Raw genomic sequence first — 13,322 nt, forward strand, 5'->3', positions numbered from 1 at the left:
GCGCCGCAATGCGCGGCCCGATCGCGACTCGCGTCGCTCCCACAGAGGCTCCCGCGCCGTGGAATCGCGACTCGTGTCGCTCCCACGAGGGCCCGCCACGCTGCCGGAGCCGCGCCGTAGGAGCGACGCAAGTCGCGATCGGGCGCGCGGATCACCGCCGCAGCACATGGAGCCGTGGAATCGCGACTTGCGTCGCTCCTACAGGGGCCGCCCACGCTGCCGGGGCACTGTAGGAGCGACGCGAGTCGCGATGCAGCCCCCCGGGTACGCGCCGTGGCTCACGAAGCCGCGCAAGCGCGCTTCAGACGGTGCCGAGCGGACGCTGGCGGGCGCCGGCCACCGGTATGCTGCGGTGCTCGGCGCCGTAGCGCGCGAGGCCGAGGTCGTCGTGGCGGATCGCCGGCTGGCGGCCGACGACCAGGTCGGCGACCAGCGCGCCGGCGCCGCAGGACATCGTCCACCCCAGGGTGCCGTGGCCGGTGTTGAGGAAGAGCTCGGGGAAGGGCGTGGCGCCGATGATCGGGGTGGAATCCGGCGTCATCGGGCGCAGGCCGGTCCAGAACTCCGCCGCCTTGACGTCGCCGCCACCGGGGAAGAGGTCGTTCACCACCAGCTCCAGGGTCTCGCGCCGGCGCGGGTTGAGGCGCAGGTCGAAGCCGCCGAGCTCGGCCATGCCGCCGACGCGGATGCGCTCGTCGAAGCGCGTCACCGCGACCTTGTAGGTCTCGTCGAGCACGGTGGACACCGGCGCGCGCGCGGCGTCGACCAGCGGCACGGTCAGCGAGTAGCCCTTCACCGGATACACCGGCAGGTCCAGTCCGAGGCTGGCGGCGAGCGCGCGCGAGTAGCTGCCGAAGGCGAGCACGTAGCGGTCGGCGACCAGCGTGTGCTCGACGCCGTCGGCACCGGCGATGCGCACGCCCTCGATATGGCCGCCGCGGCGCACCAGCTCGCGCACCTCGGTGCCGAAGCGGAACGTCACGCCGGCCGCCTCCGCCATCGCCGCCAGGCGGGTGGTGAAGAGCTGGCAGTCGCCGGTCTCGTCGTTGGGCAGGCGCAGGCCGCCGGCGAGCTTGCCGGGGCGACGGGCCAGCGCCGGCTCGGCGCCGGCGAGCGCGTCGCCGTCGAGCAGCTCGTAGGGTACGCCGCACTCCTCCAGCACCGCGATGTCGCGCGCGGCGGCGTCGAGCTGGGCCTGGGTGCGGAACAGCTGCAGCGTGCCGCGGCTGCGCTCCTCGTAGGCGATGCCGGTGTCGGCGCGCAGCGTGCGCAGGCAGTCGCGGGCGTACTCGGAGACGCGCATCATGCGTTCCTTGTTCACCGCGTAGCGCGCGCTCGAGCAGTTGGCGAGCATCTGCGCCATCCAGCGCAGCTGGAACAGGCTGCCGTCGGCGCGGATCGCGAGCGGGGCGTGGCGCTGGAACAGCCACTTCAGCGCCTTCAGCGGAATGCCGGGCGCGGCCCAGGGTGTGGAGTAGCCGGGCGAGACCTGGCCGGCGTTGGCGTAGCTGGTCTCGAGCGCGGCGCCGGGCTGGCGGTCGATCACGGTGACGCGCGCGCCGCGTTGGGCCAGATACCACGCGGTGGTGGTGCCGATCACGCCGCTGCCGAGTACGATCACGTTCATTTCGCGTCTCCTGCCTGTATTCGATGGAATTGCGGCAGTCTAATGAGGCCTTGCTAGCGAAAGTCACTAAACTGATATCGCCAATCAGTGAAGATCACCAATCCGGAGGCCGCCTTGCCGGCGGCGCAGTGAAATGCGCGACCTCGACCGTACAGACCTGAAAATACTGGATTTGTTGCAGAAGAACGGGCGCCTGACGATGACCGAGCTCGCCCACCAGGTGGGCCTGTCGGCGACCCCGTGCACCGAGCGCGTGCGCCGCTTGGAGCGCGAGGGCGCGATTACCGGCTACCACGCCCGCGTCGACCCGCGCGCGCTCGGCCGCCCGCTGCTGGTCTTCGTCGAGCTCAAGCTCGCCGCCAAGTCGAACGACGCCTTCGAGCGCGTGAAGAAGGAGCTCGCCTTCGTCCCCGAGGTCATGGAGTGCCACCTCGTGTCGGGCGACTTCGACTACCTGATCAAGGCGCGCATTTCGGAGATGAGCGACTACCGTCGCCTGCTCGGCAACATCCTGCTCAAGCTGCCCTCGGCGACCGAGTCGCGCAGCTACGTGGTGATGGAGGAGGTGAAGGAGAGCCTCTATATTCCTCCCATGTCATGAGCCGCGGGAGGTCCCGGATGGACGACAGGAGCCGCCACGCATGAGTTCGGAACGTGGCACCTCGATCCGTGCCCTCGAACGCGGCATCGAGGTGCTCCGCCTGCTCGGCCCCCAGGAGGGCAGCTCGCTGCGCGCGCTCCATGCCGCCAGCGGGCTCCCCAAGCCCACGCTGCTGCGCATCCTGCACACCCTGGAGCGGGGCGGGCTGGCGTGGCGATCGATCGACGACGGGCTGTGGCGGCGCTCGCTGGCGTGGACCGCGGCGCCGAGCGGGCACGCGATCGATCCGCGCCTGGTCGAGGCCGCGGCGCCGCACCTGGTGGCGCTGCAGCGCACGGTGCTGTGGCCGTCCGACCTGCTGGTGTACCGCGACTTCGCGATGGAGGTCGCGGAGAGCTCCCGCCGCCTCTCCGGGCTGGCGCTCAATCCGCGCTACCGCATCGGCTATCGGGTGGACATCCTGCTCTCCGCGCCCGGGCGGGCCTGGCTTGCCTTCTGCGCTGCGGCCGAACGCGAAGCGGTGCTCGCCCACTGGCGCGCCGCCTCGCCGTCGAATCCGCGCACGGCGGCGGTCCTCGAGGGCGAGATCGACGCCCTCCTGGAGGAGACGCGACAGCGCGGCTATGCGGTGCGCGACGCGCTCTTCGGCGGCTCGTTCGAGGACATGGCGGGCTTCGACGACGGATTCGACGCCATCGCCGTGCCGATCCTCGCCGATGGCGGGGTGCGCGGGGCGATCAACCTGGTGTGGCCGCGGCGCTACGACCTGCGCGCGAAGGTGGTGGAGGCGCATCTGGCCGACCTGCAGGCCTGCGCCGCGGCGATCGCGGCCGCGCTCGCGTCGCCGCGCCAGCCCTGAGCACCGCCGCGCCGTCGCGGAGCCCTTCAGCGCGGGCGGGTGCGCTCCAGGTAGCGTTCCACGGCGTCGAGGTTGCGGCGCACGCGCGCATGGCCCGGCAGCAGGGCGTCGGCGGCGCGCAGCTCGCGCGCGGCCTCCTCCCAGCGCTGGCGCTGGCCGGCGAGCAGGCCGAGGGCGAGGTGGAGCTCGCCGGGACTGGTGGCGCGGGCGAGCCCGTCGCGCAGCACACGCTCGGCCTCGTCCTCGCGGCGGGTCTGCGCGAGCAGCGTGGCCAGGCCGAGGCGGGCGCTGTCGAGCGCGGGTTCGCGCTGCAGCGCGCGGCGCAGGCGCTGCTCCGCCACGAGCGCATCGCGTTGCGCGAGCGCCAGCCCGGCGAGGTTGAGCTGGGCGTTCGGCATGTCGGCCATCGCCTGCTGTGCCGCGACGAACTCGGCCAATGCGGCGCGCTGGCGGTCCTGCAGCTCGGGGGCGAGCGCGGTTGCGGGCAGGTCGGCGAGCGCGCGCGCGGCGGTGATGCGCACCGCGCGCACGGGGTCGGCGAGCAGGGGGGCGAGCTGCGCGAGGCGCTCCTCGGCGGGGCGCAGCGCGAAGGCGGCCGCGGCGCTGGTCCGCAGCGCGGGGTCGGGATCGCGCAGCGCGGCGGCGGGCACCGCACCGGCGTCGAGCTGGGCGAGCTGCTCGATCGCGCTCGCGCGCACGATCGCGGCCACGGCGGCGTCGCGGGCGAGCGCGGCCAGGCCCGCGGCCGCGCCGGGAGCGCCCGCGCGTGCGGCGGCGAGGATCTCGCCGTAGTGCGGCGGATGCGTGCGCTTGCCGTGGTGGCGCTCGATCGCCGCCGCGGCCCACTCCGCGCCGCGGTCGGCGTGGCAGCCGGTGCAGGCGTCGGGCGCGCCGGTGCGCGCGCCCAGGTCGGGGCGCGGCACCCGGATGGCGTGGTCGCGGCGCGGATGCACGACCATGTAGTTGCGGCTCGGCATGTGGCAGTCCACACACTGGCTGCCGGCGCCGCCGCCGCGGTGGAAGTGATGCGAGGGCGCGTCGTAGTCCTTCGCCTGCAGGCCGGGGAAGCGACCGCGGTCGGGCGCGGGATTGTGGCAGGCGGTGCACAGCGCGTTGCCTTCGGCGCGCAGGCGACCGCGGTGAGGGTCGTGGCAGTCGGTGCAGGCCACGCCCGCCTGGTACATGCGGCTCTGGCGGTAGGAGCCGTACTCGAAGACCTCGTCGAGCTGCTGGCCGTCGGCGTGGTAGAGGCCGGGGCGCAGGTTGTCGGGGATGAACTGGTCGAACAGGGGCGCGCCGGCCACGGCGTCCTCGACCAGCCGGGTGCGGCGCGCGTGGCAGGTGGCGCACTGGTCGACCTGGGCGTGCGCGCCGGCGAGCGCCCGGTTCGGGGTGGGCAGCGGCGCCTGGCCGCGCTCGCCCGCGGCGGCGCGCCTGCGTGCGCTCTCGGCGTGCGCGCGGCCGGCGCCGTGGCAGGCCTGGCAGCCCACGTTCGCCTCGGCCCAGGTGGTGGCGTAGCGGTCGTGCTCGTCGTCGTAGCCCTTGCGGTAGGCGGTGGTGTGGCACTCGCCGCACATCAGGTTCCAGTTCTGGTAGCGCCCGCTCCAGTGCAGGTTGTCGCCCGGGGCGACCGGGCCGTCGGCGTGCAGCGAGAACCAGGCCTTGCGCGTGGTATCCCAGGCGATCGTGAAGGCCTGCAGGCGTCCGCCCTGCTGCGGCAGCAGCACCTGCTGCAGCGGCCGGATGCCGAAGACGTGGCTGACCGCGAGCGCCTGCGTGCGGCCGTCGGGCCCTTGCGCGGCGACCATGAAGTCGCCGCCGCGGCGGTAGAAGCGCGCCGCCGCCGCACCCTCGCCGAAGTGGACTTCGCCGGAGCCGGCCTCGCCGAAGTCGCCGAGCACGGTCTGCGCCGTCGCCGGCTGCATCGCATGGCGGTGCTTCGATTCGGCCCAGGCGTCCGCCTGGTCGGGGTGGCAGGCGAGGCAGTCGCGGTCGGCGACGTGGTCGGGCCGCGCCCCCGCTTGCGGGGCGGCCGCGAACGCGGCCGGCGCCATCAGGATGCAGGCGAGGAGCAGGGCGGGCAGGCGCATGCGCTCAGGGCTTGGCCGTGCGCGGGACGAGGGTGGCCTCGTACTTCAGGTCCTCGTAGTACTTCGCGCCGTTGCTGTAGCCGGGGCGGTTGGCGAGGTTGGGGATCTCCAGCGTGCCGGTCTCGCGCACGTAGTCGCGCCAGGCCACCAGCATCTCGCCCAGCTTCTGCGGGTTGGCGGCGGCGAGGTTGCGGCTCTCGCTGCGGTCCTGCGCGACGTTGAAGAGCTCCCAGTCGCCGGTGCCCCAGGGCTGGTTCGCCGACACGATCTTCCAGTCGCCCTTGCGCAGCGCCTTGCGCCCGCCCAGCTCCCAGCCGATCGCCTTGTCCGCGCCATGCACGGCCTGCCCGCGCCCCTGCAGCAGCGGCAGCATCGAGGCGCCGCGCAGCGGCAGCACGGGCCTGCCCTGGTACTCGGTGCCGGGGTGCTTCGCGCCGGCGAGCTCGAACAGCGTGGGCGCGATGTCGGTCACGTGGGCCATCGCCGACTCGAGCTTGCCGCCCTTGACGCCCGGGCCCCAGGCGATCGCCGGCACGGCGATGCCGCCCTCGTACATGAAGGACTTGAACATGCGGAACGGCGTCGAACCCACCTGCGCCCAGCCCGGCCCGTACTCGGCGTAGGAGCCGGACTTGCCGATGTGCGCGATGCTGTTGTCCATGTCCTTGTGGATCCACTCGCGGGTGCGCGCCACGTCGTACACCGAGTTGCCGTCGGCGCCGTTGTCGGACAGGAAGAAGATGAAGGTGTTGTCGAGCTGCCCGGTCTTCTTCAGGTAGTCGAGCATGCGGCCGACGTTCTGGTCCATGTTGTCGACCATCGCGGCGTACACCGCCATGCGCCTGGCCTCGGATTCCTTCTCCGCCGCGCTCAGGCTGTCCCACTTCGGCCACAGCGGGTGGCCTTCGAACACCGGCGTGTCGGCGGCCACCAGGCCGAGCTTCTTCATGCGCTCGAGGCGCTCGCGGCGCAGCTTGTCGTAGCCGTCCTTGTAGCGCTGCTCGTACCTGGCGACGTCGGCGTCGTGCGCGTGCAGCGGCCAGTGCGGCGCGGTGAAGGCGAGGTAGGCGAAGAAGGGCTTGCCCGAACCCTTGCCGGCGTCGATGTACTCGATCAGCCGCGAGGTGAAGAAGTCGGACGAGAAGAAGTCCTTCGGCAGCGTCGTCTCCTTGCCGTTCTCGCGGTAGATGGCCTTCGGCGGCTTGGCCGGATCGGCGGCGACGATGCCCGCGCCGTCGCTCCAGTGGCTGGAGCCGCCATGCACCAGCGCATACGACTGGTCGAAGCCGCGCGCGGCCGGGCTGTACTGCTCGGGCACGCCGAGGTGCCACTTGCCGGTCATCAGCGTGCGATAGCCGGCGTCGCGCAGCACCTGCGCCATCGGCACCACGCGCTCGTTGAGGTAGCCCTCGTAGCCCGGCTTGCCGCGCTGCTCGGGCAGCATCAGCTCGGCCATGTCGCCGAAGCCGGCGAGGTGGTTGTCGGTGCCGGACATCAGCATCGCGCGCGTCGGCGAGCAGAACGGCGAGGCGTAGAACTGGGTCATCTTGACCCCGGTGTCGGCCAGGGTGTCGAGGTTGGGAGTGGCGATTTCGCTGCCGTAGCTGCCGAGGTCGGTGTAGCCGAGGTCGTCGGCCATGATCAGCAGGATGTTGGGGCGGTCGTGCTGGACCGGCGAGGCGGCGTGGCCGGCCTGGACGCCGATGGCGAGCGTTGCCACCGGGATCAGCAGGGTCGCGAGCGCTGCTTTCATTGTCTGTCTCCTGGAATAAGCCCGGCTTCTGGCCGGTTCCATGAATTTAATTCAATTCTCGAGAAAAGCTGCGCGATCTGAAAATGTTCCGCAGGGTGGAACGTCGGACCAAGACTGGACGGCAGTTCTGCCGCCCGCCGGATGTCCGGCCCGGTGTCCCGTGCGAGGCAGTCGAGCGTGGGCCGGCCAATCGTCCTGCCCATAATCGCAGGCGATCCCCGCCCGACGACCCCGACCCCATGACCAGCAAGCCCTCTCCACCCTCATCGGGTCGGTCGCCGACCTCTTGCGCGGCGACTTCAAGCAGTCCGAATACGGCCGCGTGATCCTGCCCTTCACCGTGCTGCGCCGGCTCGACTGCGTGCTGGCGCCGACCAAGGCCGCGGTGCTCGCCGAACACCGCGACAAGGAGCAGGCCGGGCTGCTCTTGCTCTAACTGGTGGTGGAAAAGTTCGCCCACATCGTGCTCGGCGAGCGCGGCAAGCAGAAGGGCAAGCCCCAGCCCGACAGCGCGCTGCGCGACACCGAGAACGTGCCGCTGTCCGAGGACGTGCAGGCCTGGTTCGAGCGCGAGGTGCTGTCCCACGCCCCCGACGCCTGGATCGACCACGACAAGACCCGGATCGGCTACGAGATCCCCTTCAACTGCCACTTCTACGTTTTCGAGCCGCCGCGGCCGCTGGCGGAGATCGACGCCGACCTGAAGCGCCCGATGGACCGGATCAAGCAGATGATCGAGGGGCTGGCGGGATGAGCGAACTCGTCATCCACCGCGGCGATGCCGGCACGGTCGAGGTCAGGCTGGAAGGCGATACCGTCTGGCTGCGCCAGGAGCAGTTGAGCCAGTTGTTCGGCCGGGACCGGACGGTGATCGGACGGCACCTGCGCAACGTCTTCGCGGAAGGCGAACTCGATTGAGTCAAGGCTCCGTTGCAGCGGGAGGGTGTCTCAGTCCGGCCGCTACGCGGCACTCCGCCCGACCTCACACATTCGGCCTGGATCCGTCACTGGCCACCCAATCCGAATAGCGGTCATCCGGGCGAGGCGGTATGCTACTGCCCTGTATGCCAGATCGGTCGCATAGCCCCGCAAAGCGGTCGGCTGCTGTTTTCCTACCTTGTTATTCTGTGTTCCGCGTAGTTTCTGCCTCTAAACAGTAACTTTTAGAACAAGTCACTAGGCATTCCGATCTTACGCGACAGAATTTTCGCCAGAAAACAAAGTTAGGCCTCACACATTTACACTATGTACCCTCGATTCGATTGGAAATTTTTCTTGACTCTTGCAATCACTATTGCAGGCGTTGCTATCCCAGTCTGGCTTTGGCAGATAGACCTGACGTCCAAAGCTCTCTCGCTGACTGTCAAGTCAACTGCAGAGCTTCAACCCAAAGGTATTGACTCACTGGATGGCATACAGCTATCGGTGGACGGGAAAGTCCTTGACGCTCCGTACGTGTCTGTTCTCGAACTCACAAACAGTGGATCAAAACCGATCCTTACTTCGGACTTTGAGGGGCCAATACGTATTTCTGCTGGAAGCCCCTCTAAGCTTGTCCTGAATCCGTGTTGTCTTCAGCGCGTACCCGCTCCGCGAGCCCCAGCGCATGATTTTTCTGCTGCCTGACTCCCAATCTCAGCTCACCGCAGCCCCGAGCACCGTCCTTTCACGGCCCGGAGGCCCGGCGAGCCGGGCTTACGGGGGGTGCGCTACGTCATTTTCCTGCTCCCACGCGGCCGTCGCCCTTTCGCCGCAGCGAAATGGCCTCGATTCGGAGAATCCGGCCGTCGGATTTGCATCACGGCGAAGCCACCGCGCACAGTCGCGCCTGCACCGTGGTGAACACCTTCACATGCGCGGCGACGCCGCGTCCGAAGTCCAGCACCAGGCGGCGGGCGTGTTCGACGAACTTCGCCGCACGGTACATCACCTCCTGCAGCACTGTCTTGATGCGTCGGCGCTTGGCCGGGTGACGGATCGGCGAGAGCTCGCCGGTCAGCCCGAGTTGGCCGATCAGGCGCAGGCAGTTGTAGGCGAACGCGGCCAGATGCATGACCGCGTCGTTGGTGTCGAACTTGCCCGAGGGCAGGCGCTCGAGGTCCAGGTCGGTCTTGATCTCGGAGTGGAACTGCTCGTGCGTGCCGTGGTGCTTGTAGAGCTCGATCACGTCGGCCATCGCCACTTCGAGGCTGGTCCACCAGCCTTCGATCTCGATCTCGGGGGTCAGCAGGTGCTGGCCCTTCTTGTCGATCGTGCGCTCGGTCACCCGCACCACCAGACGCAGCGTGCGCTTGGCCTTCTTCCAGGCACGGTCGATCTTCAGGTCCAGCAGCCCCACCCGCTTGCCCGCGCGCACTTCCTCGAAGACGCCGGCGGCCTCGGCCCGGTCCACCCAGGCGGTCTTGTCCTGACGGCGCGGATTCCACTTGGTGAGGTAGTCGAACGAACGCCCCAGCGCTGCCCAGCGATCGCGCTCGTCGGCCAGCGCGAACAGCAGCCGGGCGCTGTCGAAGCCGCTGTCGGCCCGCCACAGCAGCTTCGCATCGGCCGCGCACACCCGGCGCAGGCGCGGGAACGCGCGCTCGAAGAAATACTCGGTCTCCAGCGCCGAGTGGTGCGACCCCGCGCGCAGCTCCAGGCCGAGGTTCCAGCCCTCGTTGCCCAGGTACAGCGCGATCGGCGTGTAGCCATCGACGCCCTGGTAAGTGCGGCTGACCGCCTCCTTCTTGGTGTCGGAGTTGTCCATCACGAAGGTGTCCAGATCGGCGCAGACGTAGCCCTTGTGCGCCGTGATCGGCGCCTCGGTGCGCTCGAGCAGGCGCAGGCTCAGCTCGTCGGTCAGCTCGCGCAGCTCGGCCGCGCGGGCATCGAGCCGTTGGCGCATCCACACGCTGCCGGGCACCTTGGCGAGCCCGAGCGCTTCCTTGAAGAAGCGGTCGCCGCGAAACGGCTCGATCGCCTCGAAGTCGCTTTTGCCCAGGCTCAGCAGCCCCACCACCGACTTGACCAGGTCCGAGCTCCGCATACCCTGCGACACCGGCAGCCTCGGGTCGATCACCGCCTCGACCTGTGCCGCCTGGCAGCACTGCCCGATCAACGCCAGGCCCGAGTAGGACGTCAGATTGAGCTTGGCGGATTGCTTGACTTCGAAGCGCGGCATGGTCGGTTGGGTGAAAGGCTCGGATGCGTAATTATACAATTACATCAATGCGTTAGGCTGGATTTCCGGCTAAGCGAACACGGATTCAGGCTTGTAAAAGCACAAACGACGTCCTCCAGCCCGCCGTCCCTAGAGCCCAAGGTATCACTAATAGATGGGGTTGTATTCACTCAACCTCTACTTTTGAATCCCGGCGACACCATTCGTATTACGGCTGTTACTGCGGACGCGAAGCCAGCCTTCAACGCAAGAGCTCGGGTCGCAGGAGTTACAGAAATCAACATCTCTGATGTGCAAGCCGGCCGAGAAACGAAGAGGTATTGGCTAGGAAAAGTTACTTCGACGCTGCTTCTAACGCTATATCTTGTCAATATGACGGAGTTCGCCGTTGCAGGGCTGCGGCGCCGAATCTTCCTTCTCAGATCATTAGCAACAGGAGTTGCTTCAGGAATTGGCGGAGCTTTAATTGTATTGATCCAATCACCTGACATTCCAGCTGAAACGCCAAGCATACTCCCAATATTTGGCATCTCAGTTTTGCTGTCGCTGCCATTCCTGTTTCGGCGTATGCATAGCGACATGGCCTAGCTTCAATCACCAAGTGCAGCACCTAAAAAATGCAGGCCATATCAGCTAAGACGCCCTTCCACTGTACTCCCCAGCCTAGCTGAGGGTTCAGCGCGGCGGCCGACATAGGCTATGTTGAAGGCCATTTTCATGGCCCATGTCGGTGCCCTCCGCACTTCGTGCTCCGGCGCCGGTTAACCAAGGCGTTGAGCGACGGCTTTCCTCAAAGCTCAACCGCAGCAACGGGTCGGGTGGAGACAGTCACAGTCGACTCGCAGCGCCCCCACACAGATCGGGGGGATGGAAGTCTCAGTCCGGCCAGAAGCCGACGGTGAGCGTTGGTGCCCGTAAGCGGACATCCACAATCCGCATGCGGTATGCTTCTCGCGTTAGGCCTAATGAAGAAACGCCTTGGAGGAGTAGATATGCCGCTACCACTTATTCCGATAATCGCCGCGCTCGCTGCTGGCGGCACACTCGTCCCACATGCCGCTGGCGGCATGATCGTCACGTCGGCAACGGGGTATGTCGCTGGTACGTATCTAAGCACCGCAGCTATCGGAAGCATTCTTGCCGCTGGCTCTACCGCACTTGGAGCCGGTGCCTTATATCTTTCCGGCGTCGCGGGTAGCGTTATCGGTAGTGCGGGAATATTTGGGACAACTGTCGGGGCAACTGGAGTCACTGGTGCACTGATGTCCGCCGGTATCATTTCTTCCACCCCCATCTGGGTTCCCATCGCTGTCGGCGGTGCGGCAATTGGTGGGGCGGTGGGGCTTGGTTATGGTGGCTATCGGCTATTCAGGCTGAAGAAGAAGATCGCTAGCACTGCAAATAGTGATGAAGCCCAGTTCACAGAAACCGATGCGAAAATCGTTGAGCAGGTTATCAAACGTCTGAGTAACCAAGAGAAGCTGAACGATAAATCCTGAAGAGCGCTTGCAGCGGACCGTCGCAATGCTGCGCATTGCGCCGTCCGCTGAAGCCTGTACTTAGGCTTCCGTAGGAGTGCCGCCATCAACGAACTGCTTACTAAATCCGCAGCACTTGAACAGTCGTTGTCGGAGTTTCTTACTCTGCCACTGTATGACAACTCTGATCGACTGAGGGCAAGCAAAATCGTTTGCAGCATTGCGTTTGAGCATGCTGAAAGCGCGAAACTCTTGGTTGCAACTGGAAACTACACGTCCGCCGTTAGTCTAGTGCGCCTTCAATATGAAGCATTGGTACGTGCAATGTGGCTCTTGTACGCGGCATCAGACGATGCCGTGTCGAAGCTCATGAGCGAACTGTGCGCGGAGTCGGCTCAGAAGGCCAACTCCATTCCGATGCTCACGGAGATGTTGGAGAAGCTTCAAGGCAAGGCGCCCTCTGAGGCCCTCAAAATGCTGCGAGAATTCAAGGAGTATTCTTGGAAACCTCTAAGCTCCTTTGTTCACGGTGGAATTCATGCAATTTCACGGCACAGTAAGGGGTATCCAAAGCCTTTGCTTATCCAGTTGCTGAAAATATCCAATGGGGTATCTTCAATGGCTGGCATGTTGCTCGTTATCTTGAGTGGCGATGCTCGGCAGCAGGGCAAAATTCCAGCAATCCAGCGCGCGTTCTCAGAATGTTTGCCAGAGCCGAAAGTCTAGTCTTATCCATTTACCGTTGGAACACTACGTAAGTGGACAGCCCAATGGCGGTGCTGCGCACCGCCGTTGGATTCCCCCCGCGCCTTTGCCGCTACGGTTACCGGGTAGCTCTACGTTGAATTGCAGGTCTCCCCAAGGCTCCGTGACCGCATTGGGTCGACTGCAGTCATTCCAAATGGACAACGAAATTCTTGAATCTGCATACAGCGGAGACAACGACAATGACCTCGGTTGCCGTCGAATGCGCTGATGGCGTCGGCCATCTTGAGCTGAATCGCGCCGATGCGCTGAATGCGCTGGACCTGCAGTTCTGCAAGGAAATCGACGATGCGCTCCTGGCCTTGGATGCGCGCGAAGACGTGCGGGCGATCCTCATCTCCACGTCGCTGAAGCACTTCTGTGCCGGGGCGGACATCCGGGAGATGCTGGACATGAGCGCCGAACAGGCCAGGGCGACGGGGTTTGTTGGCTGCGTTTCCGCGCCACCCGTGCTCCGGAAGCCCTTGATCGTTGCCGTGAGGGGACTGGCGGCGGGTGGCGGGTGCGAGCTGGTGGAGATGTGCGACATCGTCGTCGCCGCCGCTTCGGCGCGCTTCTGCCACCCCGAGATCACGCTGGCCGCCATGCCGGGCGCGGGCGGTACGCAGCGGCTGGCGCGGGTCGTGGGCAAGCATGTCGCGATGGATCTGCTGCTCACCGGGCGCGCGCTGAGCGCGGACGAGGCGCTTGTCGCCGGCCTGGTGTCGCGCGTGGTTCCGGATGAGGCGCTCGAAGCCGCTGCCATGTCCGTCGCCCGGCTGGTGGCGTCGTACTCGAGCCCGGTCGCCTGCAGGATCAAGGCCGCGGTCAATGGGGCGCAGGTGGGGCTCGATGCCGGCCTTGCCCTGGAGCGCGAGCTGTTCCACGCGTGTTTCTCCGAGCATGACTTTCGCGAGGGGCTTGCTGCGTTCACGGAAAAGCGGAAGCCGAGATTCGAGCATCGTTGAGGGCTTGAATGCCGGCCGCCGCAGCCGGGTGACGTGGCGGAG

12 protein-coding genes are annotated in these 13,322 nt (G+C 66.8%); 8 read left to right on the forward strand and 4 right to left on the reverse strand.

Going from position 1 to position 13,322, the window contains the following annotated elements:
• Window positions 1-301 precede the first annotated feature (301 nt).
• Window positions 302-1,627, reverse strand: a complete 1,326-nt coding sequence (locus PO78_RS14285; RefSeq protein WP_012586277.1) for a D-amino acid dehydrogenase — start codon at window positions 1,625-1,627, stop codon at window positions 302-304.
• Window positions 1,628-1,760: 133 nt separating this feature from the next.
• Between PO78_RS14285 and PO78_RS14290 the strand changes: the two genes are divergently transcribed.
• Both PO78_RS14290 and PO78_RS14295 read left to right on the forward strand, forming a co-directional pair.
• The gene (locus PO78_RS14290) at window positions 1,761-2,228 is read left to right on the forward strand and encodes a winged helix-turn-helix transcriptional regulator (RefSeq protein ID WP_004325466.1); all 468 of its coding nucleotides are present in this window, start codon (window positions 1,761-1,763) and stop codon (window positions 2,226-2,228) included.
• 40 nt (window positions 2,229-2,268) lie between these two features.
• Complete coding sequence (locus tag PO78_RS14295; protein WP_043744696.1) at window positions 2,269-3,087, forward strand: helix-turn-helix domain-containing protein; 819 nt, start codon at window positions 2,269-2,271, stop codon at window positions 3,085-3,087.
• Window positions 3,088-3,113: 26 nt separating this feature from the next.
• On the opposite strand, the gene PO78_RS14300 is transcribed toward PO78_RS14295, so the two are convergent.
• A complete protein-coding gene (locus PO78_RS14300; RefSeq protein ID WP_043744699.1) occupies window positions 3,114-5,177 on the reverse strand; it encodes a cytochrome c3 family protein in 2,064 nt (687 codons plus the stop codon).
• Between the two features lie 4 nt (window positions 5,178-5,181).
• Window positions 5,182-6,930, reverse strand: coding sequence for an arylsulfatase (locus PO78_RS14305; RefSeq protein WP_043744702.1), 1,749 nt, complete (start codon window positions 6,928-6,930; stop codon window positions 5,182-5,184).
• 265 nt (window positions 6,931-7,195) lie between these two features.
• On the opposite strand from PO78_RS14305, the gene PO78_RS23225 reads away from it, so the two are divergent.
• From PO78_RS23225 to PO78_RS14315, 3 genes are read left to right on the forward strand one after another with little or no spacing between them, the layout of a single operon-like run.
• Window positions 7,196-7,366, forward strand: a complete 171-nt coding sequence (locus PO78_RS23225) for a type I restriction-modification system subunit M N-terminal domain-containing protein (protein WP_269429766.1) — start codon at window positions 7,196-7,198, stop codon at window positions 7,364-7,366.
• 6 nt (window positions 7,367-7,372) lie between these two features.
• Entirely contained in the window at window positions 7,373-7,684 is a 312-nt protein-coding gene (locus PO78_RS23230) for a hypothetical protein (protein ID WP_197068784.1), read from the forward strand.
• Window positions 7,681-7,848, forward strand: a complete 168-nt coding sequence (locus tag PO78_RS14315) for a death-on-curing protein (RefSeq protein WP_043744707.1) — start codon at window positions 7,681-7,683, stop codon at window positions 7,846-7,848. Before PO78_RS23230 ends, PO78_RS14315 begins: the two co-directional genes overlap by 4 nt.
• Before the next feature lie 880 nt (window positions 7,849-8,728).
• Here PO78_RS14315 and PO78_RS14320 read toward each other — a convergent pair.
• Complete coding sequence (locus PO78_RS14320) at window positions 8,729-10,090, reverse strand: IS1380 family transposase (RefSeq protein ID WP_004357889.1); 1,362 nt, start codon at window positions 10,088-10,090, stop codon at window positions 8,729-8,731.
• A 965-nt stretch (window positions 10,091-11,055) separates the two neighbouring features.
• On the opposite strand from PO78_RS14320, the gene PO78_RS22930 reads away from it, so the two are divergent.
• The 3 genes from PO78_RS22930 to PO78_RS14330 all read left to right on the forward strand — a co-directional run bounded on the left by PO78_RS22930 (window position 11,056) and on the right by PO78_RS14330 (window position 13,280).
• Window positions 11,056-11,589 carry a hypothetical protein gene (locus PO78_RS22930; RefSeq protein ID WP_156147822.1) on the forward strand — a complete coding sequence of 178 codons (534 nt, stop codon included), beginning with the start codon at window positions 11,056-11,058 and terminating at the stop codon, window positions 11,587-11,589.
• A 126-nt stretch (window positions 11,590-11,715) separates the two neighbouring features.
• Window positions 11,716-12,294 carry a DUF6988 family protein gene (locus PO78_RS14325; protein WP_197068785.1) on the forward strand — a complete coding sequence of 193 codons (579 nt, stop codon included), beginning with the start codon at window positions 11,716-11,718 and terminating at the stop codon, window positions 12,292-12,294.
• Window positions 12,295-12,515: 221 nt separating this feature from the next.
• The gene (locus PO78_RS14330; protein WP_043744714.1) at window positions 12,516-13,280 is read left to right on the forward strand and encodes an enoyl-CoA hydratase-related protein; all 765 of its coding nucleotides are present in this window, start codon (window positions 12,516-12,518) and stop codon (window positions 13,278-13,280) included.
• Window positions 13,281-13,322: the final 42 nt, after the last annotated feature.

The sequence above is a fragment of the Thauera sp. SWB20 genome (assembly GCF_000831325.1).
Classification (GTDB): Bacteria; Pseudomonadota; Gammaproteobacteria; order Burkholderiales; family Rhodocyclaceae; genus Thauera; species Thauera aminoaromatica.

Excerpts from the sequence above, each read along its gene's own strand:
- PO78_RS14295 (WP_043744696.1), top strand. The coding sequence starts at position 2,269 with ATGAGTTCGGAACGTGGCACCTCGATCCGTGCCCTCGAACGCGGCATC.
- PO78_RS14300 (WP_043744699.1), bottom strand. The coding sequence starts at position 5,177 with ATGCGCCTGCCCGCCCTGCTCCTCGCCTGCATCCTGATGGCGCCGGCC.
- PO78_RS14305 (WP_043744702.1), bottom strand. The coding sequence starts at position 6,930 with ATGAAAGCAGCGCTCGCGACCCTGCTGATCCCGGTGGCAACGCTCGCC.
- PO78_RS14320 (WP_004357889.1), bottom strand. The coding sequence starts at position 10,090 with ATGCCGCGCTTCGAAGTCAAGCAATCCGCCAAGCTCAATCTGACGTCC.
- PO78_RS22930 (WP_156147822.1), top strand. The coding sequence starts at position 11,056 with ATGAAGAAACGCCTTGGAGGAGTAGATATGCCGCTACCACTTATTCCG.
- PO78_RS14330 (WP_043744714.1), top strand. The coding sequence starts at position 12,516 with ATGACCTCGGTTGCCGTCGAATGCGCTGATGGCGTCGGCCATCTTGAG.
- PO78_RS14315 (WP_043744707.1), top strand. The coding sequence starts at position 7,681 with ATGAGCGAACTCGTCATCCACCGCGGCGATGCCGGCACGGTCGAGGTC.
- PO78_RS14285 (WP_012586277.1), bottom strand. The coding sequence starts at position 1,627 with ATGAACGTGATCGTACTCGGCAGCGGCGTGATCGGCACCACCACCGCG.
- PO78_RS14290 (WP_004325466.1), top strand. The coding sequence starts at position 1,761 with ATGCGCGACCTCGACCGTACAGACCTGAAAATACTGGATTTGTTGCAG.